The organism is Nitrospiraceae bacterium (genome assembly GCA_021373015.1).
Classification (GTDB): domain Bacteria; phylum Nitrospirota; class Thermodesulfovibrionia; order Thermodesulfovibrionales; family UBA1546; genus JAJFTJ01.
The window spans coordinates 35,099-60,198 of the sequence record JAJFTJ010000006.1 but is presented as its reverse complement, the minus strand read 5'-3'; the positions used below and the strand labels follow the sequence as shown (position 1 = coordinate 60,198).

22 protein-coding genes and 2 tRNA genes are annotated in these 25,100 nt (G+C 40.6%); 8 read left to right on the top strand and 16 right to left on the bottom strand.

Features of this window, described 5'->3' with window-relative positions; all coding sequences use genetic code 11:
• Position 1: 1 nt before the first annotated feature.
• Positions 2-850: a dihydropteroate synthase gene (gene folP / locus LLF28_03540; GenBank protein MCE5194517.1), complete on the bottom strand. Its 849-nt coding sequence runs from the start codon at positions 848-850 to the stop codon at positions 2-4.
• Between the two features lie 123 nt (positions 851-973).
• Between folP and LLF28_03535 the strand changes: the two genes are divergently transcribed.
• On the top strand, positions 974-1,636 hold the full coding sequence (locus LLF28_03535; GenBank protein ID MCE5194516.1) for a nitroreductase: 663 nt from the start codon (positions 974-976) through the stop codon (positions 1,634-1,636).
• A 14-nt stretch (positions 1,637-1,650) separates the two neighbouring features.
• On the opposite strand, the gene ftsH is transcribed toward LLF28_03535, so the two are convergent.
• The 5 genes from ftsH to LLF28_03510 are packed head-to-tail and all read right to left on the bottom strand — an operon-like array spanning position 1,651 to position 6,639.
• Entirely contained in the window at positions 1,651-3,474 is a 1,824-nt protein-coding gene (ftsH, locus tag LLF28_03530; GenBank protein ID MCE5194515.1) for an ATP-dependent zinc metalloprotease FtsH, read from the bottom strand.
• A 27-nt stretch (positions 3,475-3,501) separates the two neighbouring features.
• Entirely contained in the window at positions 3,502-4,239 is a 738-nt protein-coding gene (rph, locus tag LLF28_03525; GenBank protein MCE5194514.1) for a ribonuclease PH, read from the bottom strand.
• Positions 4,240-5,049, bottom strand: coding sequence for a glutamate racemase (gene murI, locus LLF28_03520; protein MCE5194513.1), 810 nt, complete (start codon positions 5,047-5,049; stop codon positions 4,240-4,242).
• 2 nt (positions 5,050-5,051) lie between these two features.
• Positions 5,052-5,651 carry a GerMN domain-containing protein gene (locus tag LLF28_03515; protein MCE5194512.1) on the bottom strand — a complete coding sequence of 200 codons (600 nt, stop codon included), beginning with the start codon at positions 5,649-5,651 and terminating at the stop codon, positions 5,052-5,054.
• Positions 5,641-6,639, bottom strand: coding sequence for an N-acetylmuramoyl-L-alanine amidase (locus tag LLF28_03510; GenBank protein MCE5194511.1), 999 nt, complete (start codon positions 6,637-6,639; stop codon positions 5,641-5,643). Before LLF28_03510 ends, LLF28_03515 begins: the two co-directional genes overlap by 11 nt.
• A gap of 84 nt (positions 6,640-6,723) precedes the next feature.
• Here LLF28_03510 and LLF28_03505 point away from each other — a divergent pair.
• Both LLF28_03505 and LLF28_03500 read left to right on the top strand, forming a co-directional pair.
• Positions 6,724-6,797, top strand: a tRNA-Gln gene (locus tag LLF28_03505).
• A 5-nt stretch (positions 6,798-6,802) separates the two neighbouring features.
• A tRNA-Glu gene (locus LLF28_03500) sits at positions 6,803-6,878 on the top strand.
• Between the two features lie 30 nt (positions 6,879-6,908).
• Here LLF28_03500 and LLF28_03495 read toward each other — a convergent pair.
• A complete protein-coding gene (locus LLF28_03495) occupies positions 6,909-9,122 on the bottom strand; it encodes a diguanylate cyclase (GenBank protein ID MCE5194510.1) in 2,214 nt (737 codons plus the stop codon).
• A 269-nt stretch (positions 9,123-9,391) separates the two neighbouring features.
• On the opposite strand from LLF28_03495, the gene LLF28_03490 reads away from it, so the two are divergent.
• From LLF28_03490 to LLF28_03475, 4 genes are all read left to right on the top strand, one after another.
• On the top strand, positions 9,392-9,931 hold the full coding sequence (locus tag LLF28_03490; protein ID MCE5194509.1) for a hypothetical protein: 540 nt from the start codon (positions 9,392-9,394) through the stop codon (positions 9,929-9,931).
• A 104-nt stretch (positions 9,932-10,035) separates the two neighbouring features.
• Positions 10,036-10,572, top strand: coding sequence for a YqhA family protein (locus LLF28_03485; GenBank protein ID MCE5194508.1), 537 nt, complete (start codon positions 10,036-10,038; stop codon positions 10,570-10,572).
• Positions 10,573-10,588: 16 nt separating this feature from the next.
• Entirely contained in the window at positions 10,589-11,890 is a 1,302-nt protein-coding gene (locus tag LLF28_03480; protein MCE5194507.1) for a hypothetical protein, read from the top strand.
• Positions 11,891-11,906: 16 nt separating this feature from the next.
• The gene (locus LLF28_03475) at positions 11,907-12,320 is read left to right on the top strand and encodes a DUF3617 domain-containing protein (protein ID MCE5194506.1); all 414 of its coding nucleotides are present in this window, start codon (positions 11,907-11,909) and stop codon (positions 12,318-12,320) included.
• A gap of 58 nt (positions 12,321-12,378) precedes the next feature.
• On the opposite strand, the gene LLF28_03470 is transcribed toward LLF28_03475, so the two are convergent.
• The 7 genes from LLF28_03470 to LLF28_03440 form a co-directional block, all read right to left on the bottom strand.
• On the bottom strand, positions 12,379-13,464 hold the full coding sequence (locus LLF28_03470) for an ATP-dependent 6-phosphofructokinase (protein ID MCE5194505.1): 1,086 nt from the start codon (positions 13,462-13,464) through the stop codon (positions 12,379-12,381).
• Between the two features lie 132 nt (positions 13,465-13,596).
• Positions 13,597-14,478 (bottom strand): methylenetetrahydrofolate reductase, encoded by an 882-nt coding sequence (locus LLF28_03465; protein ID MCE5194504.1) that lies wholly within the window; start codon positions 14,476-14,478, stop codon positions 13,597-13,599.
• A complete protein-coding gene (locus tag LLF28_03460) occupies positions 14,475-15,143 on the bottom strand; it encodes a methylenetetrahydrofolate reductase C-terminal domain-containing protein (protein MCE5194503.1) in 669 nt (222 codons plus the stop codon). Before LLF28_03460 ends, LLF28_03465 begins: the two co-directional genes overlap by 4 nt.
• Positions 15,140-15,655, bottom strand: coding sequence for a hydrogenase iron-sulfur subunit (locus tag LLF28_03455; protein MCE5194502.1), 516 nt, complete (start codon positions 15,653-15,655; stop codon positions 15,140-15,142). Before LLF28_03455 ends, LLF28_03460 begins: the two co-directional genes overlap by 4 nt.
• 28 nt (positions 15,656-15,683) lie before the next feature.
• Complete coding sequence (locus tag LLF28_03450; GenBank protein MCE5194501.1) at positions 15,684-20,114, bottom strand: FAD-dependent oxidoreductase; 4,431 nt, start codon at positions 20,112-20,114, stop codon at positions 15,684-15,686.
• The gene (locus LLF28_03445) at positions 20,111-21,004 is read right to left on the bottom strand and encodes a CoB--CoM heterodisulfide reductase iron-sulfur subunit B family protein (GenBank protein ID MCE5194500.1); all 894 of its coding nucleotides are present in this window, start codon (positions 21,002-21,004) and stop codon (positions 20,111-20,113) included. Before LLF28_03445 ends, LLF28_03450 begins: the two co-directional genes overlap by 4 nt.
• A gap of 1 nt (position 21,005) precedes the next feature.
• On the bottom strand, positions 21,006-21,605 hold the full coding sequence (locus tag LLF28_03440) for a 4Fe-4S dicluster domain-containing protein (protein MCE5194499.1): 600 nt from the start codon (positions 21,603-21,605) through the stop codon (positions 21,006-21,008).
• A 173-nt stretch (positions 21,606-21,778) separates the two neighbouring features.
• Between LLF28_03440 and larC the strand changes: the two genes are divergently transcribed.
• Positions 21,779-22,963, top strand: a complete 1,185-nt coding sequence (larC, locus tag LLF28_03435) for a nickel pincer cofactor biosynthesis protein LarC (protein MCE5194498.1) — start codon at positions 21,779-21,781, stop codon at positions 22,961-22,963.
• A 5-nt stretch (positions 22,964-22,968) separates the two neighbouring features.
• Here the strand turns inward: larC and argF are convergent, their stop codons facing one another.
• On the bottom strand, positions 22,969-23,880 hold the full coding sequence (argF, locus tag LLF28_03430) for an ornithine carbamoyltransferase (GenBank protein ID MCE5194497.1): 912 nt from the start codon (positions 23,878-23,880) through the stop codon (positions 22,969-22,971).
• Positions 23,881-23,894: 14 nt separating this feature from the next.
• Positions 23,895-25,094, bottom strand: coding sequence for an acetylornithine transaminase (locus LLF28_03425; GenBank protein ID MCE5194496.1), 1,200 nt, complete (start codon positions 25,092-25,094; stop codon positions 23,895-23,897).
• Between the last annotated feature and the right edge of the window lie 6 nt (positions 25,095-25,100).

The window sequence follows — 25,100 nt, the reverse complement described above, 5'->3', positions numbered from 1 at the left end:
TTTATTGGTTAATTTTTTCTCTCAAAACAGCGTCTGCAACTTTAACGACATCAGCCATTTCCTTAACATCATGTGCTCTTATTATATTTGCTCCATTTAGAATTGAGATCGCAGCAACAGCAGCAGTGCCATAGAGTCTTTGAGAAACAGGGGCATTATCAAGTATCTCTCCGATAAATGCCTTTCTTGAATGTCCTATAAGCAGCGGCTTGCCCAGCAGTCTGAACTCGCTGAGCCTGTTTATTATTTCAAGATTATGATCGAAGTTTTTTCCAAAACCAATACCGGGATCTATTATGATCTTGTCTTGTGGAATCCCGGATTTTAAAGCAATATCAATGCTCTGTCTGAAATAGTCCATTATCTCAGGTATAAGCGCCTCATAAGACGGAGCTTGCTGCATATCTTTGGGTCTGCCTTTCATATGCATTATAACTACAGGAATATTTTGCTTTGCCGCAATTTCGGACATCTTTTTATCATATCTCAATCCGCTTATGTCATTAATAATGGAAGCTCCTGCATCAACAGCTCTTCTTGCAACTTCTGACTTATATGTATCTATAGAAACAGGAATGTTTATTTTTTTTGCTATCAACTCAATAACAGGGATTGTTCTTCTTATCTCCTCTTCAAGCTCAACAGGTTCAGCACCGGGTCTGGTGGATTCGCCTCCGATGTCTATAATGTCAGCTCCGTCTTCAACCATCTGCACTGCACGTTTTACTGCAGTATTCTTGTCAAAGAAACTGCCTCCGTCAGAAAATGAATCAGGAGTTACATTAAGTATGCCCATAATGTAAGTTTTTTTTGTGAAATCAAGCGAGAAGTCAAGCCATTCAATTTTCAATTCATACTCCTATTATTGAATTTTGAATATTATTTTAACCGATTTGTTCTATAAAAGAATTTATTTATAAAAAGCAGTATAATCAAAACATAAATCAATAATATATTAATTACAGGAGAATTTATGGATACAATCGAATGTGTCAAAACCAGATTAAGCGTAAGGAGATTCAAACCTGAGCCTGTGTCAAAAAATATGCTTTTTGAAATAATTGATGCTGCTAGACATAGTCCTTCATACAAGAACAGCCAGCCATGGGAAATTATTATTGTTTCAGGAAAAAAGAAAGAAGAATTGTCCAAACTTCTGATAGAAATTTTTGAAAAAGGTATAGAGGCGGAACCTGACATGCCTGAACCTAAAACATGGCCCTCTGATATCGAAGCAAGGATACAGGATAATCTTAATAAAAGAGGGCTCAAGCTCGGGATTGACTTAAATTCTCCTGAAGTAAGAAAAAAAGCAAAAATCTTAAACTTCAAGTTTTATAACGCGCCTCATGGAATTTTTATTTTTCAAGACGCATCTCTGACTCAATGGTCTATTATGGATGCAGGCATGTTCGCACAAAGCCTTATGCTTGCAGCACACGCTAAAGGGCTGGGAACTGTGCCTCAGGCATTTCTCACGGATTATTCAAAACAAATTAAAAAATTTCTTGCTATCCCTGATTCCAAAAGACTTCTTCTTGGAATCTCCATAGGGTATCCTCAAGTTCTTGATGCATCAAAGATTTTTACAAGCGAGAGAATAGATGCAAATAAATTTTCACGCTGGATTGAATAATCTCAATCTAAGTTTTATTCAGGCGCAATCTCGGCTTCAGTCTTTGGGCTCTTAACACTCTCTACAATTTCATCGATCTCTGAAGCATTTACAGTCTCTTTTTCAAGCAGAGTGCTTGCAAATTTTTCAAGGATGTCAACATTGTTTATGAGAAGTCCCTTTGCATCTTCATAAGCGCTCATTACTAAATGCTTAACCTCTTCATCTATCTCTTCTGCAATCTTTTCACTGTAATCCTTATGTCTTGCAATCTCTCTGCCAAGGAAAATCTGTTCTTCTTTTTTGCCGAACGTGAGCGGCCCAAGTTTTTCGCTCATTCCCCATTCAGTGACCATTCTTCTTGCCAGATCTGTTGCGCGTTCAAGGTCATTTCCAGCGCCGGTTGTCATGTGATGAAGAGCAATTTCTTCAGCAGCCCTGCCTCCTAGAAGAACCTTAAGCGTGTTTGTTAAGTAGTCTTTTGAATAAGTGTATTTGTCATCGATCGGAAGCTGCTGTGTAACACCCAAAGCTCTTCCTCGAGGGATGATACTTACTTTGTGTATTGGATCAGTGCCAGGGGTAAATTTTGCGACAAGAGCGTGTCCTGCTTCATGGTAGGCGGTATTTTTTTTCTCAGTATCGCTTATTATCATGCTTTTTCTTTCAGCGCCCATCATAACCTTGTCTTTTGCAAATTCAATATCACTCATATCAACATTTGATTTTGATTTTCTGGCAGCAAGCAGGGCAGCCTCATTTACGAGATTTGCAAGGTCTGCGCCTGAAAAACCGGGTGTTCCTCTTGCAATAACTTCAAGCTTTACATTCTCATCAAGAGGGATATTCTTAGCATGTACTTTTAATATCTCAAGTCTTCCTTTGACATCAGGCACAGGCACAACTACCTGTCTGTCAAAACGTCCTGGTCTCAGGAGTGCAGGGTCAAGCACATCAGGTCGGTTTGTTGCAGCAATTAAAATTACACCCTCAGTTCCTTCAAAGCCGTCCATTTCTACAAGGAGCTGGTTGAGTGTCTGTTCTCTTTCATCATGACCTCCTCCAAGTCCCGCGCCCCTGTGTCGTCCAACAGCATCTATCTCATCTATAAAAACAATGCACGGAGCGCTTTTCTTTGCTTGTTCAAATAAATCTCTTACTCTTGATGCACCCACTCCGACAAACATCTCGACAAAATCCGAACCTGATATTGAAAAAAAAGGCACACTTGCCTCTCCTGCTATCGCTTTTGCAAGCAAGGTTTTTCCTGTTCCGGGAGCGCCGACAAGAAGTACGCCTTTCGGGATCTTTCCGCCAAGCTTAGAGAACTTTTGCGGAGATTTCAGAAAATCTATTATCTCCTGCACTTCTTCTTTTGCTTCTTCGATCCCGGCAACATCCGCAAATGTTATCTTCACTGCCTTGTCAGATACAAGCTTTGCCCTGCTTTTACCAAATGATAAAGCCTTGTTTCCTCCACTCTGCATTTGGCGCATAAACATTACCCATAGAAATACCAGCAGAATTATCGGTCCCCATGAAAGAAGCAGATTCCAGTACCATGGGTTTTGTTCAGGGATTTTAACTGTTATTTTTACTTTTTTAGCACGCAAATCTTTTACAAGGTCAGGATATTCCGGAAGAAACACTTTAAATCTTTTTGTATTTTTAAAACGGCCTATAATTTGATTTTCCTTTATGATAACTTCATCGACCTCTCCTGAATCAACCTTTGACATAAAATCAGAAAATATTACCTCTTCTTCAGCTTTTTTTGGTACGCTCAAAAAGTTAAAGATGAGAATCATTGTTGCTATCATTAAAAACCAGACGAAGAGACTTCTGTACTTATTCAATATTTCCTCCTGGAATTATTTTAACACATTCTAAAAGGAGAGAATGTTATTGTCGATTTCTAGCAAGCTTCTTTGAATTTCGATGAGTTCTTTTATCCCGCTTGATGCGAGAAGAATTAATTCATCCAGTGTTTTTTTTGAAAAAGGCATTCCTTCTGCAGCGCCCTGTACCTCGACTATTTTCTCGCTTCCTGTCATTACTACGTTCATGTCAACCTCTGCATTGGAATCCTCTACATATGTCAGATCAAGAACAGGTTCGCCGTTGACAACCCCAACACTTACTGCTGCAAGGTAATCCCTAAGCGGCAGTTTTTGTATGATTCCCCTCTTATAAGCATTATTTAATGCATCAGCCATGCATATGAATGCCCCTGTAATGCTTGCTGTCCTTGTGCTTCCGTCTGCCTGTATAACATCGCAGTCTATCCAGACTGTTCTTTCACCAAGCATCTCCAGATTAACAACCGACCTCAATGCCCTTCCAATAAAACGCTGAATTTCATGAGTCCTTCCGCCGATCTTTCCAGCAGTTGATTCCCTGAATATTCTTATCTGTGATGATTTGGGAAGCATTGAGTATTCTGCAGTCACCCATCCTCTTTTCTGGTCTTTAAGAAACTGAGGAACTTTTTCTTCCAGAGATGCTGTGCAGATAACCCTTGTTTTTCCCATCTCGATAAATACAGAACCGTCAGCGCTGTCCACAAAATTCCTTGTTATCTTAAGCTGCCTCAGCTCTGAGTTTTTTCTGTTATCAGGCCTCATCTATCCTCCTAGGTTTATCTTTTCTATATGTTCAATCTTTTGTTCAAGAAATCTTTCGCCTACTTTTATAAATCTTTCAGGAGAGTCTGTTACATAAAATTCTCTGTATACCTTTCCCCCTGAAAATGCTTTAATTGTTTTATTCGTTAAAACATCTGATGTGTTTTTTGCTGTTTCAACAGCAGAGTCGATGAGGCTGACACTGTTTCCCATTACCTTTGAAATTACATTCTTAAGCAATGGATAATGTGTACATCCAAGCACTAAGGTATCAATTCCCCTCTGTTTTATGAATTTTAAATATTCTTCTGCGATCATTTCTGCAATAGCTCCATCGGTCCATCCTTCTTCAACCAGAGGCACAAACATGGGGCAGGGTATTCCTGTAACCTCAATCCTGCTGTCAATAGCATTTACCGCTTTTTTATAAGCATTACTTTGTATTGTTGCCTCTGTTCCAATAATTCCTATCTTTTTATTTTTCGTAGTCTTGAAAGCTGCATAAGCTCCGGGTTCGATAACTCCTATAACAGGTATGGATACTTTATCCCTTATCGCATCAAGGCTGATTGATGATACAGTGTTGCATGCAATTACAAGCAGCTTTATTCCTTTCGAGACAAGAAACTGCGTATTCTCGAATGAATATCTCATTACAGTCTCAGGAGACCTTATGCCGTAAGGAACTCTTGCAGTATCTCCGAGATATATTGTGCTTTCTTCAGGAAGCGACCTGAATATTTCTTTTAAAACTGTGAGACCTCCGATTCCAGAATCAAAAACTCCGATCGGACTGTTCTTGTCTGTCATTTCTATCTGAGACCTCCGATATCCTGAGCTACAGTTTCTTTCAGAGGGTAGATTATATAAATGTGTCCTCCAAGTGTCTCCATCTCTCTGCCTTCCACAACAAGTTTTATATCTGCAATATCCGGCACATTTGACATGATGCTTTCATAAAATCCCTTAAGGAGTAAAAATTCCGAGATTGCGTCTCCTCCGAAGTTTCTTCTTACATCATCAGAAAGGTCAATATAAAGAATGCCGTCTTCTCCTTTGTATATGCCGAGAAGCTTTGTATCTTTCGGCATGCCAGAATCTTTTATGTTTGACGGGCCTTTTAGAAATTCTTCAACAACTGTCTGCACTAATGACATCTTTGCTGTCTTGATACGAATTTTTCTTTCCTCTATCCTTAGTTTTTCATTTAAAGGAAAAGATAATCTTATTGTAATAGTCTCTTCAAGCGCTGCCATTATCTTATCTATATCTCCTGCTGCGGTTTTTGTAGAGGCATTGTCAGAGCGCAATATGTCAGTTTTTGTTTTCTTGGAAAAAAAGATATACCCCAGAACCATTCCTGCTATCAGGAGTACGATAATTATTTTAAGTGAATGTTTTTTATTGAACATAATATGAAAATCCCTTGATGATTGTTTCTGCAATCTTTGCACGCACCTTTTGATCCAGATTTGCGAATCTTGAGACAGGGATCTCAATGAGTATAGCAGGTCCGCCTACTGAATTTAGTATAGGAAGAGGCATATCTCTTTGTGCAACCCCTATGCTGCCGTATTCCTCCTTAATCGCCTTGGTCATGGCATCTGCAAGCATCTTACTCTTTTTCAAAAATTGTTTCTGCCTCAGTCCCAGACTGTATGCCTCAGACAGAGTTAATTCTCTTATGAAATATGAAATTTTTGGAGAGTATAAAACGAAATTGTCAGACTTGGAAAAATGTATGCTTATAAATATTTCGGGGACCCTTTGATTTGCAGACAACGCCCTGTCTCTGATAGATACATATTGGTCGCTTCTTCTTGTAAGAAAAACAGCCTTGCCTCTTTTTACTAAAAGACTCTCAATATCTTTTGCAATTGCGAGCGCTGCGTCTTTTTCCTTGGTAACATTGCTTATTAATCCAGCGTCATATCCTCCGTGTCCCGGATCAATCACAATAACCCTTTGCGCAGCAGCCATATCTGTTTTTGGAATTATGTCTGTAACAACAGGCTTTTGATCAGCAGCTGTTTTTGGCTGTGACGGCAGGATGTCCACTACAAGACGGGGAGGAGCATTCAGTCTCATGACTTTTGCCTCGAATGGTTTGGCGAGGTCAACTGTAAGCATACGATCTTTTATCGATGTCTCAAACTGGAAATTTTTTTGTGGAGTTATTCCAAAAGGTTTTGAGAATTCAATAACGAGCTGAGTTCCCGATATTTTTACAGTGGAGTTTTTTATGAAAGATTCATCCTCAGTCTCAAAAACAATACGAGTGATCTCCCCAGCAGGCGAAATATGCTTCCCTGCCCTTACAGTCACATTTGTTTTTACCTGACTGAAAACACTTGAAACTAATACTAAGGAAACAATAGAAACCAGCATCGTCTTTTTCATAACATATAATTTCACATATCAAGAGGATGTTTTTCAACCTAAGTTTACAAAGAGCCGGGTTTTGTGATATAAAATAAAGCTCTTTGGGGAGTCGTCCAATGGCAGGACGGCAGACTCTGGATCTGCTTATAGGGGTTCAAATCCTCTCTCCCCAGCCAATATTGGTCCCATCGTCTAGAGGCCTAGGACGTGGCCCTCTCAAGGCCGAAACACGGGTTCGAATCCCGTTGGGACCGCCAATAAAACGAAATCCCCATTCTTCAACAGATTTATTTTGCATGACCTGCAAATAAGTAATTGTTTTTACCGGAGTTCTTGATTTTATACATTGCTTCGTCAGCAAGTTTGATCAGACTCTCAATATCATCAGCATCTTCCGGAAATATGGATATGCCGATACTGGCTCCTATAAAAGCCTTATCTTTTGCAAGAATGTATGGCTCTGATATAAGTTTTATAATTTTTTTAGCAATAATCTCAGCATCCTCAGGCTTTTGCAGTTCTGTTAAGATTATTAAGAACTCATCTCCTCCAACGCGAGCGGCAGTATCAGTTTTGCGGATACAAAGACTGAGCCGTTTTGCCACTTGCCTCAGCACATCATCACCTGCTTCATGACCAAAAGTATCATTAACATTTTTGAATCCGTCAAGGTCAATGAACATTACACCAGACAATTTGTTATACCTTCGCGCTGAATTAATCGCCATATGCAGTCTGTCTTTTGCCAGTCTCAGACTCGGCAGGTCTGTCAAGGTGTCATGGGTAGCCATGTACTGTATCTTTTCTTCAGACTGTTTTTGCTCTGTGATATCCTGAACAATTCCAAAGGATTTTAGCGGATTACCCTGTCTGTCGTACTCGGTACGGCAGATTTCGTTTACCCACTTGATCCGTCCGTCTTTCATTAATAAACGATGCGAGATTTCATAAGGAGTTCTTTTCTTCAATGACTTGGTATAAGTCTGATCAACCATCTCACGGTCATCAGGATGAATTAAATCTAAGAAAGCCTCGTACGAAGCTCCAAATTTTATGGGATTGATTTCAAATATTTCGTATATGCCATCCGACCATAGAAGTGTCTTCTTCATTATATCTAATTCCCAATTCCCCATTTGCGCAATATGCTGTGCTTCTTTCAGTTTTTCTTCGCTATGCTTTATCTTTTCTTCCGCCTGTTTGCGTTCAGTTATATCAACAAATGCAACCACTGCGCCGCATACATTGCCGTCTTCTATCTGAGGATACGACCAGTATTCTGCAGGAAAACTGGTGCCGTTTGCCCTCCACAAAACTTCATCGTCAACGTGTTCGCCTTTCCCCACGTGGAATGCCTTATATATTCTGCAGACTTCAACAGGCATCGGATTTCCATCCGAATATGAATGATGTATCAGTCGATGCATGTTTTTGCCGAGCAGCTGCTTCAAATCTGAATATCCTAGTGTTCTCAAACATGATGGATTTGCAAAGGTGCAGTTGCCTTGCAGGTCAATGCCGTAAATTGCCTCTCCAGTAGAGTTAAGCAGAAGGCGCTGCTGCTCTTCGCTTTTTCTTAATACATCTTCTGCATTTATTCTTCGTTTAATGTCTGATTCGAGAGTATCAGCCATATTGTTGAAATATCTGCACAGCTCTCCTATTTCATCAGCAGAAGAGATGTCAGAGCGCGCAGTGTAGTTGCCCTTGGCAAATTCAGATATCTGTCTGCTCAAGCGGGCAAGAGGATGCAGGACATTGCGATACATTTGTTTGATTTTTATTGCCACTACTAACAATGTAAGGATGATCAAGAGTTGAATAAGTAAAATATATCGACGCAGCTTTGATGTGTTAGTGCTTAATTCAACTTTAGTACGCTCATCTACCAAATCCATAAATTTCTGGATCGGAGCCATTATCTGTGCTTTTTCATCGTAGTATTTCTTGCTAAACATAAGGCTTACTGCATATGCGCGGTCCGGCGCACGACGAACTGTGAAATTTCCTTTGCCGTTATCATATAGTCCTTTTACAGCGGCAAAAGCCTGTTTTTCCATTTTGACCAGATGATCTGAATTCGCCTGAGATTCTCTCAACAGGGTAAATTCCTGTTCTGTAAAACCTTCACGCCGCATTAATTCCTGCAGAGCTATAGGCTCGCCAAGCTCAACAACACCCTTGCCTGTGCCGGCGAGATACCAGAATGTGGCTAAATAATTTTTAGGACGAGCAACTTTGCCATTACGAATATCCAGTATTTCGAAATAGCGTTTTTTATAAACAGGATTGCCTGTTGAGACATAACTGCGCGCCATGCGGGTCAGGTCTTCAGAGCTTTGAAATAATTCCATAGCGAGCTTAAACGATCGAAAACGATGTTTTTCACTCTTGACAACATCATCATGCATATAAGCAGCCTTGAAAGCAATGACACCGATGCTTGTAAGAAGCAGGATGATCGTGACAGCATACAGCCTGTAAGACTTACTTATGTTCATCAGGCCTCCGCACCAATTTGCGAAACCATATATTCAGGCAGCTGTATTACAAATGATTATTTATCGTCATTATTTTATATTTGCTTTTAAAGATTGTAGCACATCTAAAATGCTTTAACTATTAATTGTCTATTGGCAAAAAACTAATGCATTGGACTAATCCTTAGAATATTCCTAAAATATTATGCAATAATTATTGAGAGTTTTTATTTTCACGGATTTTTAAAAAGTAAAAGATGAATAATATTAAATTATACGCAGCTGTCAGCATGATCCTTTTAGCAAGCGGGTGCAGCCATGTTCAGACAAAAGACCCTGATTTCTGCGGACATGAAAAATATGCCTCAGAAATATCTTTTGAGCAGACACTCCCTGCTAAGACAGCGAAGCTTAAAAGCCAGCTTATGAGTCTGGGCAGCAATACTGATGAAAAAGAGGCTGAGTTAACAGCAGAAACCGCAGTTCACGCTGCTCTTTCTCTGATCGATGAATACGAATTAATAAAGCCGCCGACAATACATAATTTTCTGGTTAATATTGGATTAAAAGAAAGAGGCTTATGTGTGCACTGGACAGAGGATATCCTCAAAAAACTTCGCAGTCTTAATCTGAAGACTTTTGACTTTTACTGGGCGGTCGCAAGACCCATTGCGCCATGGAGGCTTGATCATAGCAGTGTTGTGGTGACAGCAAAAGGCGGGGTTTTCAAAGAAGGACTTGTTCTGGATGCATGGAGAAAATCAGGCTGTCTTTACTGGGTTCATGTCAAAGATGACGACTATGATTGGCAGCTTCTGGAAAATGAATAATTGCAGGCAGTCAATTTTGAAAAATCACAAGGTCAAAGTATTCACATATGCTAGAATATTCTAGCTTTAAAGGTTTTGGTAACCTTAAAATTTAAGGAGAGTATATGCTTCGCAAAATTGAACACATAATTGAATTTATTTTATGGGAAAGCAGACTTGTAGTATTTTTCGCGGTTGTGGCAAGCATTCTTTCTGCAATAATGCTGGTGGTAATAGGGTGCTTTGATGTTTACCTTGTTATTGAAGAGGCTTTACATTCATTTTCCAGCAAAGAAGCATACGATTTATTTCATCAGGATTCAATCACGCATATCATAAGCGCAATTGATTCCTATCTAATAGCCACAGTTCTTCTTATATTCGGGATTGGATTGTATGAACTCTTTATAAGCAAAATAGAGCGTGCTGAAAAAGACAGCAGATCATCGAAAATACTTGTTATACACACGCTTGACCAGCTAAAGGAAAAGCTGGCAAAGGTGATAGTAATGGTTCTTATTGTTACTTTTTTCAAATATGCCGTGAATTTCAAGTACGATTCAATACAGAATCTGCTGTATCTCAGCGCCGGAATATTGTTTATATCAATAGCGCTTTTTGTAATTGGCAAGAACCATGATTCAAAAAACAAGGAAGATTAAAACTGGAGAAGAGAGAATGATTTTTCGTAATAAGAAGTTTTGCTCTTTTGGATTAGTCTTGTTCTTTTTGCTGTTTGTTTTCTTTGCGCACAGTTATGCTGTTGAGCTTGCAGGAAGTTACTCTCTGATAAAAGATTCTGACGGCACAACCCCTTTAAAAAATGCAAGCGTAGTCATTACCTTTAAGGGCAAGAACTCAGGTTCGATATCTCTGCTTGCAGAGAGGCCTGGAGAAGTAGTTGAAGACATAGGGAAATATTCGATAAATGGAAAGTTAATCACAATAACATTCAATGAAATGGAATGGGAGGCAAAGAAGAAACCTTTTGTATTTGACGGCTGTACGCTGACTCTGCCTTTTAAGGCGCTAAGCGGCAGTCCTGGACCAGGCACATCAGCATGGATTAAGAATGACGCTGGATGTTCAGGAAAGGATACCAACAGTCTGACACAAGACAAGGCGTCTAATTTAATGTCTGATGATCTTGATAAAAAAGCTGCTCAGAATGAAAAAATTGATAAAGACTCTGACAATAATAAAGCATTGAAAGACGACAAATCATCTACGGACAATGAAAATTCCAAAGAGACATGCGAACAATGCAAATACATTAAGTGCATCAAAAGTTTTATAAAGTTGAGAGAAGCATATATCAAAGAATTTCAAAAGGCTGCCACAGAAAAGAACTGGGGGAATATCGAGAAAGAAGGCGAAGACTTTTTCGATTTAAGCGCTTTAATAAGTCCTGAAGCAAAAAAAGAAGCAATAGATGAATTTAATAAACAACGAGTTGATTTTTGGTCTGAGTTTAGAACGAGAATAGACAGGAAATTAGTAGAAGACGTGAAGAAAAATTGCCGGATTGATGTGACTGGCAGTTTAACTGCGAAGACCGATCCGCTTTTCTGTCAAATTGATGAAAGCAGTATGAAAGAAGTTGAGAAGGCGCTCCCCTGCAAAGAACTTTATGAAGCATCCCGTATACATGAGTCATATCATAAGACAAGATGCATGGAAAGGGCGGAAAAATTAAAAGAAAATAAAGGTCCTTTTATTCCCACAGCCAGAGGCGAAGTAAAAGAAGACATGGAAGCATATGCACAGCAGATCAAGATACTAAAAGTCCTTCTTGAAAAGATAACAAAAACAAAAAACGGCTGCTGGCGCTGTGGCAAGACGCAGGAGATATACCCGGATAAAAAAGAATGTAATATTAATTGCCCCAATGTACGGCTCGGAGGGAATATCATGTTCAAGTGTTTCAAGATCAATACCCCTGATGGGGAACATGTCATGAAGATAGGTGATCAGTTTTAGAAAGGAGAATTAAATTATGATCAGATCAAGCTTTGTTGTTCTTATTGTTTTAGGTTTTGTTTTATCAGCAGTTCCGGTTTTTAGTGCGCCTAATATGCAAGACGGATTATGGGAAATAACTACCACCACTGATATCCCAGGCATGCCTGCTGGAATGTCCAAGCCCGTAAAGCAAAAATCCTGCCTTACTAAGAGCGATGCTGTTCCTAAGCAAAAAGACTCGGACTGTAAAGTCACAAGTTCAAAGATATCAGGCAATACAGTTGCATGGGATGTCAGCTGCAAAAATGGAGGAGTTGTTAGTGAAGGTATGGTAATTTATTCAGGAGATAAATTTGACGGAACTTCCATTACCACTGTTAATCAGGGTGGACAGACGATGAAGATTAAGAGCAGGATGGACGGCAAACGTATTGGACCTTGCAAGTAAAATGTTTTGCTAATAATATTATTCTGATGCTGATTTCTGAAAAGAAATCAGCATTTTTTTAGTCTCCGAAAGAAATACCGATATTTCTTGCTGTCTTGATAGAATCGCAGTCAAGCGGTACATGTTTGATTTTCCCTATTACCTTTTCTATTGGAACTGCCTTGATATCAGGAGGATCTAGCGCAACCATAATTCCGAATTGTTTGTCTGCAATCATGCGTATTGCAGCAGCGCCAAAACGAAGGGATATCAATCTGTCAAATGTTGTTGGCGAGCCACCGCGCTGAAGATGTCCAAGGACGATAGACCTTGTATCCTTGCCTGTTTTCTCAGCGATCTTTGCTGCAACAAATTCTCCGATTCCTCCAAGAACCTTTTCTTTGCCGCTGGTTTGTTTGTATAAAGGCTCGCTGCCTATTGGAGCTGCGCCTTCAGCAACAACAACTATAGCATATCTCTGGCCGTTCAATTCAGCTGACATAATGTGCTTGCAGACTTTTTCAATATCAAAAGGTATTTCCGGTATTAGTATTACATCTGCATCACCTGAAATTCCGCTGTTAAGCGCAATCCATCCTGAATTTCTTCCCATTACTTCAACGACCATTACCCTGTCGTGAGACTGTGCTGTTGAATGAAGGCGGTCGATTGCCTCAGTGGCAATGCTTACTGCTGTGTCAAATCCAAAGGTTACTACTGTCTCAGTCAGGTCATTGTCTATTGTTTTTGGCAGACAGATTACAGGTATGCCTTTTTTGTAAAAATCATATGCTATCTTCATGCTCCCGTCGCCTCCGACAGCAATGAGGCAGTCAAAACAGAGTTTTTTGAAGTTCTCGATGACTGTGTCTGATAAATCCTGATATTCGATTTGACCGGATTTATTTGTTATCGGCATGTGAAAAGGATTGCCTTTGTTTGTTGTCCCTATGATCGTGCCGCCTAGATTTGATATGTGCCTGACTTTATCAGGCGTGAGATGTATTATTTCTTCTGTATCAATAAGCCCTGTGTAACCGTTTTTTATTCCGTAGACTTCCCAGTTTCTGTTATAAGCTGACATGGCTACTGCTTCTATTACAGCATTCAGACCGGGTGCGTCGCCGCCTCCGGTGTTTATTGCTATCTTCAGTTTTTGTTCCATATCTATCCCTCCGCTAACATCTTGGAAAGCATTGATCTTAGATATAACCATATCATAAAAAAATGGTTATTTGAATTACGAATATAAATAACAGACTTATCGAGAAGATATAAAGACGAGTTTTTATATAGATTACAGAAGCCCGGCGCGCTCCATTATCAAAGGTATTTTTTCTTCCATGCCGATTGCCATGATATGCACGCCGTCACAGACATTTTCTTCTTTCAGTTCTTTTATATGTCTGGCTGTAATATTTATTCCTGTGTCGAGCGCTTTCTCTTTCCCTGCAGCTTTAAGTTCATCTATCAATTCCTGAGGCACTCTTATGCCCGGGACGTTTTTATTTAAGAATGAAGCCATACCAACAGATTTAAGCACAACAAAGCCCGCCAGAATTTTTATTGGAAATTTTCTTGCGTATTTCATGAACTCTTTGAATTTTTTCATATCGTAAACAGCCTGTGTCTGGAAAAACTTTGCTCCTGCTTTTATTTTCTTTTCGAACTTCATAAGCTGGGGCTCGAGTGGATTTGACTCAGGTGTAACTACTGCGCCCTGATAAAAGTCTGTTGCGCCTTTTAGTTCATTGCCTGACATATCTTTTCCATTGTTGAGTCCGTCCACTGCCTTCAGCAGTTGGACTGATTCTATGTCATAAACAGGTTTTGCTCCCTTATGGTCTCCTGCCGATACATGGTCTCCTGTTATGCATAAGATATTTTTAATGCCAAGTATGCTTGCGCCGAGTATATCCGACTGGATAGCAATTCTATTACGGTCACGGCATGTCATCTGGAAAATAGGGTCGAGTCCTTTATCGAGCGCAATCTTGCACACAGACAAAGAATTAATCCTCATCACAGCCGACTGATTATCTGTTACATTTAATCCATCTACCTTGCCTTTGAGAATATCAAGATGATGAAGCAGTTCCTTTATGTCAGTTCCCTTAGGCGGACCAGCCTCTGCTGTAACAACAAATTTCCCTGAATTCATTGCCTCTTTAAAGCTCATCTTCTTTTCTCCTCGCTGGTTACGATAGTTCTTGGTTTTTGCGCAGCAGACCAGTCTTTTGCTTCCAAGATATTTTCACGGAATTCATCGAGCCTGTTAAGTTTTTTCATCCTTTCATAGATTCTTACCCAAGCGCATTTTATATCAGGGCTTATCTCGCAGCTGCCGTCTTTACATCCTCCGCATGGACCATTGAGCAGCCCCTTTGCGCATGTTGCGACAGGACATATCCCGCCTGTAAGGTGCAGTATGCATTCACCACATCCTGCGCAGAGTTCTGTAAATACTCCTGGTTCTTTTACAGCTCCGAAGAACTGTGTGTTCAATCCGGGAAGAACAGGGATGTCGGCAAGAAGTTCTGCTAGAAAATTTACTCCCACTCCGCAAGCTGTTGACAGGATTGCATCGTGTTTTTTTACATCTTCGATAACAGGATCAAAAAATTCTTTTTCGCAGTGTCTCTCGACTGCATTGTCGGATATCTCGATATCCAATCCTTCCTGCGCAGCTTTTATCCTGAGCAAAGAGGCCAGTATCTCTGCCTCTTTTTTCCCGCCTGCATGGCAGACGGCAACGCATGTATTACATCCAAACACAAGTATCTTTTTATGTTTTTTCACCATCGCCCATATTTCATCAATAGGTTTCTGAGTAGCAACTATCATTTCTTCTCACCTTTTTTTGCAGACTTCATATTCAAACCCAGCCATACCGGAGACGGTCCAAGCCTGCGTATCCTTTCTGTAAACTCTGTGCATATGTCAGCCCATCTCTGCCCCATTGCCGCAGAGAGGTTGTATATTTCCAATCGCTGCGGATCAATTCCCACCTTTGCAAGCAGGGTCTTGATGTAGTTGACTCTTTTTTCAGCATTCGTATTACCTTCCAGGTAATGACATTGGCCTTTCAGTCAGCCGGCAGCAAAAACTCCATCTATGCCTTTTTCAAAAGCATGCAGTACATGAATATGATCCAGCTTGCCTGTGCAAGGCAAACGGACTATCTTTACATTAGTCGGATAAGAAAGCCTCATCACTCCTGCCAGGTCGGCAGCTGCAAATGCGCAGTAATGACACGCAAATGCCAGAATATTCGGTTCCCAGTTTTCGGGTCTCTGCCCAGGTTTCTCTATAGAGGAGCCTTCATTCTGTGCATTTAGAACATCGATTTTTTCCATATTCCTTCTCCTGCGTAAGTTTAAAAAATTAATCCTTGTTATTTTCTGCTGCTGAATCGATCATTGCAAGTATTTGATCATCACGAAAATTATTAACATGGAATGCCTTGGCAGGGCAGATGCCTGCGCAGATACCGCATCCCATGCATTTCACTTCATTATGTGAGATTTTGCCGTTTTCATCTATATAAGGCGAACCAAAAGGACAGAGTCTGAAACATGTAAGACAGGACATGCACAAATTTTTATTGTGTTTTGCAACAATCCCTGAAACCGCCAGCCGCTTATGCGAGAGAATAACTCCGGCGCGTCCTGCAGCTGCCTGTGCCTGTGCGATCGTTTCTTCGATATTTTTTGGCGCATGTGCAAGACCGCAGACAAATACTCCTTCGCTTGGGAAATCCACAGGGCGAAGTTTTACATGCGCTTCAAGAAAATAACCGTCTGCGTTCCGTGTGAGTTTATACATCTCTCCGACCTTATCATTCGTTGGGTGCGGCCTGAATCCAGTAGAAAGAACCAGCAGGTCAGAATTAAGAATTATTTCTTTATTAAGAATGTAGTCCCATGTTTTTACGAACAGGTTATCTCCGGTCTGCTGCACTTCAGGTTTTTTATCGACATCGTATCTTATGAATATCACGCCTGAGTCGCGTGCTTTTTTGTAATAATCCTCTTTAAGGCCGTAAGTTCTTATGTCGCGATACAGCACTATTACAGCAGTATGAGGATTTTTTTCTTTTATTGCTATTGCATTTTTAACAGCATCCTGACAGCAGATGCGAGAGCAGTATTGATTTGGTTCTTCGCGGGAACCAACACACTGGATCATGACAATAGATTCATCGGCATTAAAGATTCTCCCTTGAGCGAGTTCCTCTTCAAGTTCTCTTTGTGTGACAACCTTATCATTTTTTTTGTATAAGTATTCCACAGGCGTATATTCAACTCCTCCAGTTGCTACAATGATTGCTCCGTGTTCAAATTCAGCATTATCTGTAAGCGTAGTTTTGAAATTTCCCACAAACCCTTCGGTTTTTTTGATCTCAACTCCTGTATGAACTGTTATTTTTTTATGCAGGGAAACAGCAGTAATCGTTTTTTTGAGAAACTCCTGAATATTATCTCCTTCAATATTGCGATAAACTTTCTTGACCAATCCTCCGAGCTGATTCTCTTTTTCAACTATATGTACATCGAATCCTTGATCAGCCAATGAGAGCGCAGCAGTCATTCCCGCTACTCCGCCTCCGATTATCATGCAAGCATGAACAACACCCACAGAATCTGTTTTAAGAGGTTCAAGAAGACGAGTTTTTGCAAGTTCCATTTTTACTATCTTTAAAGCTTTTTCAGTAGCTTCTTTATTCCTGCCCATGTGGCACCACGAACACTGCTCTCTGATATCAGCAAGATCGAATAGATATTTATTCAATCCTGCGTCTTGTATCGTTTCCTGGAAAAGAGGTTCATGCGTCCTAGGAGTGCATGAAGCAACGAGCACCCTGTTAAGATTTTTTTCTCTCACAAGATGTTTGATCTTTTCCTGACTGTCCTGCGCGCATGAATACATCAAGTCCTCGGCATAGACTACTCCTTGCATATCTTTAATCTCTTCGACGATCTTTTTAACATCTACTGTTCCTGCGATATTTGTTCCACAATGGCATACGAAAACTCCGATTCTAGGCTCTTGGTCTGCTGTATTTTTTTCATCAGGAATCTCTTTGATCTTTGTCTCTGTGCCTCTGGCTTCTGAAAGAAGCGACATTACCCTTCCTGCGACAGCGCTGCCCTGCATTACAGTCTCAGGTATATCTTTTGGTCCTTGGTAAATTCCTGTGACAAATACACCTTTACGCGAAGAATCAACAGGAGCAAGCCTGCTTGTCTTTGGAAAATTATAAATGTCTGTATCTATGCCGCAGAGTTCGGCAAGTTCTTTTGCATCTTTGTGCGGCTGCAACCCTACTGAGAGCACTACCATGTCAAATATTTCATCTACGAGAGCGCCGTCTTCTTTTGCATAACGCATAACAAGATTTCCTGTAGATGGTTCTTCACGCACTGCAGAGACCATTGCCCGCTGGTAACGGACATCGTATTCATTCTTTGCGCGCTCAACATATTTATCAAAATCTTTTCCGAATGTTCTCATCTCCATGAAAAAGATCGCGGGCTCTATATTCTTATCATGTTCTTTGGCGATTATCGCCTGTTTTGTTGCATACATACAGCAGACAGAAGAGCACCAAGGATTTGCATTGTGCGAATCCCTTGAACCTACGCACTGTATCCATGCAACTTTGCGAGGATGTTTTTTGTCGCTCGGTCTCTGTACAACGCCTTTATAAGGTCCAGATGCGGAGAGAATGCGTTCGAATTGCAGCGAAGTCACAACATTAGGCCAGCGGCCATATCCTAGTTCTCCTCGGAGACGCGCATCATAACGGTCGAGTCCGGGACTCAAGATTACAGAGCCTACTTTGATATCCATATCTTCTGATGTAGCCATATCGTGATCGATTGCCTTTGCCTCGCAAGCATCAACGCATAGATAACACTCGCAGCATTCTGTGCAGTTAAGACAGCGTTGTGCTTCCAGAACCGCATCTTTTTCATTAAATCCAAGTTCTACTTCTTTGAAGTTGCTTTCACGCTCTGACGGCAGAAGCTTCATAATAGCCCTGCGAGAAATTTTTTTCAGTCCCTCAACATTTTTTAAAAACTTAGGACGGTCTTTGATTTGCTTAAGTCCTTCCATCAGGTCTGAACCGCTAAGATATTTGTGTATGGATTTAGCTGCACGGCTTCCCATGCCAATGGCTTCAATAACAGTCGAAGGCCCAGTAACAACATCACCTCCAGCAAAAACTCCGTCAATGTTTGTGGCGAGTGTGTTTTCATCTATAGATATGCATTTCCATTTATTAGTAGTAATGCCTGACTGCTCAATAGTCTCATGTTCTGTTTGCTGGCTTATTGCAGTAATAACAATATCGCAGTCTATGGTAAAGTTGCTGCCATTAACAGGAACAGGGCATAAACGCCCTGACTCATCAGGCTCAGAGAGATGCATTTTTAAACACTCGATGCCGGTTACTTTTCCCTCGCCCAATATCTTGATTGGTGAAGCAAGAGTGTGAAGATGTACCCCCTCTATCTCTGATTCTTCAAGCTCCAACGGGCTGCATGGCATCTCCTCACAGCTTCTGCGATAGATAATAGTAACATCAGCGCCCATACGTTTAGCTGCTCGCGCAGAATCTATTGCTGCATTGCCGCCTCCGATGACCAGCACTTTTTCTCCTGTCATTTTATCTATATTGCCTTCTGTGTTTGCTTTTTTGAGAAAGGCCAGGCTGTCCCAGACACCTTGTTTGTCTTCTCCTGGAACATTGAGTTTCATCGGGCGATGTGTTCCGATGGCTACGAATATAGCCTTATATCCCTGCTTCTTAAGGGAATCTATGGTAAAGTCCTTACCCAGTGTTTGATTGAGTTTAAGCTCTATACCATAGGACAGAATAGTGTCAATCTCTCTTTTAAGCACATCTTTTGGAAGACGATACTCTGGGATGTAGAGTGCGAGTGCGCCTCCGGCGATTTTTTCTTTTTCGAACACAGTTACTTTATAACCCTTTAACGCTAGGTCTCTTGCGCATGTTAATCCGCCTGGACCAGCACCGATTACAGCAACTTTTTCCAGTTTCTGTTCAGGAATTACAGGCTTCTGAAAACCGCCGTTTCTGTCTTCCCAGTCAGTGAGGAATCGTTTCAGATAACAGATCGAGACAGCCTCATCAAGGTCTTTTCTCCTACATGCGTCTTCGCATGGATGTGTGCATACCCTTCCACATGCTGCAGGGAAAGGATTTGTTCGCCTGATCACCTCAAGGGCTTCAGCAAATCTTCCTTTGGCAGTAAGTGCAACATAAGCATGAGCATTAACTTCTCCAGGGCAATCAATCCTGCAGGGCGATGTGCCGAGCTTATCTATTGCAACTGCTCCAGGGACTGCTTGGGCATAGCGACGATTTATAGCAGTTTTTTTTGCGAGACCCTGATTATAATCACTGTCAGATTCAACAGGACATTTTTTTACACATTCTTCACACCCAGTGCATTTACTGATATCTACATAGCGGGCTTTCTGGCGTATCCTTGCAGTGAAATCACCTTCGCTGCCTTTTAGCTCAATAAGTTCTGCGGTGGCGTGTACATCAATATTCCTGTGCCTGCCGACCTCGACCATCTTTGGCGATATCATGCACATGGCGCAGTCGCCTGTTGGAAAGGTTTTGTCCAGCATCGACATTGTGCCGCCTATCGAAGATTCTTTCTGGACAATATGGACTTTGAATTCGCTGTCAGCAAGATCAAGTGCTGCCTGCATCCCTCCGATACCGCCGCCAACGATTAAGACAGAACCAATTTTATTTTTTTTATCTGCACTCATATTATTTTAATATCCCTTAGTAATTTAACCGCCTCTGTAAAGTGCCTGTCCATCTGAAGCTCTTCAGGGCTTATGCCCATTGCTATCCCTATAAGTTCAGTAAGCAGATATACAGGCAGATGTCCGCTGATGCCATAGTTCGAGCGTATCCTGTCCTGATACGCATCGAGATTCATATGGCACATAGGGCATGTAGTTACAAAACAATTTGCGCCATAGGCTTCGGCGTCTTTTATTATTTTTGACATTAAGATTAAGGATGTCTCGGTGTCATTAATTGCAGCAGAAGCTCCGCAGCAGTCAGTCTTGTAATTCCAGTCCAAAGGTTCAGCGCCAAGCACATTGCATATTTTTTCCATTGACTGGGGGTTTTCAGCATCATCATTCACAGCAATATCTTTGGGAAAACGCGTCAATAAACATCCATAATAACAAACAGGTTTTAAACCATTTAATTTTTTTGTAATTTTATTCGAGATATCTCCGGATTCAACCAAGGGAAGCAGTACCTCAAGTATGCTTTTTATTTCTATCCTCCCCTCGTTTTTTTTTGCCAGATATTTGTTTATCCTATTTTTTAGAACAGCATCATTTTTTAATGTTGTCTGGGATGTAAGCATCCTGCTGTAACAGGAAGAGCAGGGAATAAATATATCGGAAAGGCCTGTTGCATCGGCAATTCCCAGATTCCTTGCAGGCAGGGCTATTGATAAAAAATCATCTGTCTTGCTCGCTGAGGTTGCGCCGCAGCAGTTCCAGTCGTCTATCTCTTTAAGTTCGATCCCTAGTTTAGGAAAGATAAGCTTGTTCTGCAGATCATAGAACTGCGATGAAAGATGGAGCGAACATCCGGGATAATAAGCGACCTGTTCCAATTTCTTATCTGTCATTTTAAGTCCCTGATTTTCTGAAAATATTTTTTATTTCAGAAAATCCCTTTATTGAAAAAAAAGCAATATGCATGCGTTTTTTCTTCAGCATTTTCATCCCTAGCCTCAGCTGTTCGGCAAAAGTTTTAATTATGTCTTTAAACAGTCCTTTTTTTATATCAATAACGGTTTTTTTAAGCTGATAAAGTCCGCCGAGTTCAATCTCATTTACTTTTCCAAAGTGAGATACTGATTTCATGAAAGCATTGTGAAAAGCAGCAACTCCAGACTCAAGAGGAACAAGATGCTCTTTTTTTGACATCTGTTTGAGGGTTTCTGTGATGCGTGCGGTCTGGATGTTGTTCGGGCAGCGCTGGCCGCATGTATAACAGGCAAGGCATTTCCAGACAAGAAGATTATTCAGTGCGCTCTCTCGGTCTCCAAGCAGTATGCAGCGTATAAGCCTGTCAGGAGTTATTCCTGACTCTTCACCCACAGGACAGCCTGAAGCGCAGCGTCTGCACTGATAGCATGAATAAATATTCTGACCTGATCTCTCGACAACTTCTTTTGCCAGATCACTTAAGAGTATCGGTCTTAATTCAACAGTTGTCTCTTTCATAAAACATCACCTTCGAACTGGATTTTACATACGGCGTCCAGCCTGTTGTTTATTATAAATGGAAAAAGCGCTTAAAATAAAATAAATATAAGTTATAAGCCGATAACTATTTAATTACTAATCGTATGACTGGATGATATAATCCTTCAGTAACAGATGGTAAGGAGGCTTTGTTGAAAATAGTATATCTTGACTGTTCTTCAGGCATAAGCGGAGACATGTGCTTGGGCGCGCTTGTCGATGCAGGCATACCTCTTAAAAGACTCGAAAAAGAACTTAAAAAAATCCCTGTCAGAGGATATAAATTAAGCGCAAGAAAGATTAAACGCTCTAGTATTGCTGCAACAAAGGTTGATGTATTAATCGATTTAAAATCAAAAAAACAAAATTCAAAAAAATGGAAAGATATTGAGAATTTAATAAAAAAATCTTCCCTGAATCCTCACATAAAAAATAAAGGTTTGAGAATTTTCAGAAATCTTTTTGAAGCAGAGGCAAAGGTTCATGGAGAGCCTTTGAACAAGATACATCTGCATGAATTAGGCGCGGTTGACTGCATAGTTGATATATTTGGCACGATAATAGGGCTTAATATTCTGGGCATAGAAAAAGTATATGCGTCTGCTGTAAATACAGGAAACGGTTTTGTAAAAACTAAGCATGGGATCCTCCCAGTGCCTGCGCCTGCAACAGCAGAACTTCTCAAACGCGCTTTGATTTATTCTGACGGAACTGATTTTGAACTCACAACACCGACAGGAGCTGCGATATTAAAAGAGACTGTAATCGGGTTTGGCGATATGCCTGAAATGATAGTTGAAAAAATCGGGACTGGCGCTGGAGGACAGGATTTTAAGAGCAGACCGAATGTTTTAAGAATGTTTATAGGCAAAGATTCTCATGGTTTAAAAGAAGACTCCAAAAATATAACAGTCATCGAAACGAATATAGATGACATGAACCCGCAGATTTATGAACATGTGATACAGAGGCTTTTTGAAGCAGGAGCGCTTGATGTTTATCTCATGCAGATAATAATGAAAAAATCCAGACCCGGAATAAAACTCACTGTGCTTTGCAATAATGAAACCAAAGAAGATTTAATGAGGATAATCCTCAAAGAGACAACTGCAATCGGCCTGAGATTTTATGAGGCAGGAAGAAAGACATTAGCACGCGAGATAAAAGAGGTAAATACAAAACTTGGGAAAGTCAGGATAAAAATCTCAAGGCTTGAGAATGAGATTGTTCATGCAACTCCTGAATATGAAGACTGCAAAAGAATTGCAAAGAAACTGAAAATGCCATTGCTGGAGGTTATAAAAGAAATTAATTTAAGGGCAGTTAAAACTAAATAACAGTTCTAGTTTTTCCCTAACAGCATCTCGAGCAAAGCTTTCTGAGCGTGGAGCCTGTTTTCTGCCTGTGTGAAAACAACACTTTGAGTTCCATCCATTATCTCATCTGTTATCTCTTCGCCCCTGTGCGCTGGAAGACAATGAAGAACAATAGCATCTTTTTTTGCATGCGAGAGGATTTTGCTGTTTATCTGATAGTCTTTGAGTTTTTTCTTTTTTGTTTTTGTCTCTTGTTCCTGCCCCATGCTGACCCAGACATCTGTGTAAACAGCATCAGCATCTGATACAGCTTGTTGAGGATCACGAGTTATTTTTATCTCATTTTTTGCATGAGCCTTTGCATTTCTAAGCAGCTCGGCATTAGGCTCATATCCTTCGGGACATGCAATCGTGAGATTAATTCCCATGAGCGCCGATGCCTGAACAAGAGAGTTTGCAACATTATTGCCGTCGCCAATGTAAGCCAGATTGATGTCTTTGAGCCTGCCTTTGTTTTCAAGAATTGTAAGCATGTCAGAAAGCACTTGGCATGGATGGTGTAGATCACTTAAACCATTGATCACAGGAACAGAAGAAGCAGAGGCAAACTCAGAAAGCAGTTTGTGTCCGAATGTCCTGATGACAACAGCATCAAGATACCTTGAAAGGGTTTTTGCAGTATCAGAAATTGTTTCTCCCCTTCCGAGTTGGATCTCGTTTGGAGTGAGATATACTGGATGCGCTCCAAGCTGGTATATGCCAACTTCGAATGAAACCCTTGTCCTTGTAGATGCCTTCTCAAAAAGCAGACCTATGCTTTTTCCGATAAGCGGACATTTATTTACATCGACTCCTGATTTCATCTCAAGAGATCTGTTTAATAGTTTTTCTATTTCTTCTGCAGTTAAATCAAAAAGAGTTAGGAAATGTTTTTTCATTGATAGTTATCCTTTTAATGCAGACTGCTTAATATCTCCCCGAGTATGTCGGTCATAGCATCTATATCTTTTTCCTGAACGATTAATGGCGGAGCAAAGCGAAGCACATTGCCTGCTGTGCAATTTATCAGCAGTCCTTTTGTCAGACATGCTTTAACAATCTCTGCACAATCCCTTGTGAACTCAATTCCAATGAGAAGTCCCATGCCTCTTACATCGACTATGAGATTAGGGAATTCTTCATGAAATTTCCTGAATTCATTTTTCATGTATTCACCCATCCTCTTGCACTGGTCAAGAAGAAATCCGTCTTCAAGAAGTGTTTCGATGGTTGCGATTGCAGCAGTGCATGCAAGCGGATTTCCTCCGAATGTTGATGCATGAGATCCCGGCACAAATGCTGAAGCAATCTTGTCGGTTGCAAGCATTGCGCCAATAGGGAATCCGTTGCCCAGACCTTTGGCAAGTGTCATTATGTCAGGAATGACATTAAAATTTTCGTAAGCAAAAAGTTTCCCTGTGCGGCCAATGCCTGTTTGAACCTCATCGAATATCAGTAGAATATTATTCTTGTCACAAAGTTCACGTACATTTTTAAGATAATCCAGATCAGGGATCTTTATTCCTCCTTCACCCTGAACAGGCTCAAGCATCACAGCACATGTCTTTCCATTTACAGCTTTTTTAAGCGCATCTATATCATTAAAAGGCACATATTGAAATCCGGGCATCAAAGGCTCGAAACCTTTCTGGAACTTCTCCTGCCCGGTTGCTGCAACTGTTGCCAGTGTGCGTCCATGGAAAGAATTGAGCGCTGTTATTATTTCAAACTTATCTTTTCCAAGATGTTCCTTGGCATATTTACGCGCTAATTTTATTGCCGCCTCATTAGCCTCTGCTCCAGAATTGCAGAAAAAAACCTTGTCTGCAAAAGAATGGCTAACGAGGAGTTTTGCAAGTTTTATCTGGGGTTCTATATGATAGAGATTCGAGACATGCATCAGCCTCTGTGTCTGTTTCTGTAATGCAATAACTATTTTAGGATGGCAGTGTCCGAGTATGTTGACTGCAATTCCACCGATAAAATCCAGATATTCTTTGCCTTCGGTGTCCCATACTTTTATGCCGCGGCCTTTACGCAGTACAATCGGAAACCTGTTGTAGGTGTTCATTATAAACTCGGCTGACTCATCAATAAATTTTTTGGTTTCCATGTGAGA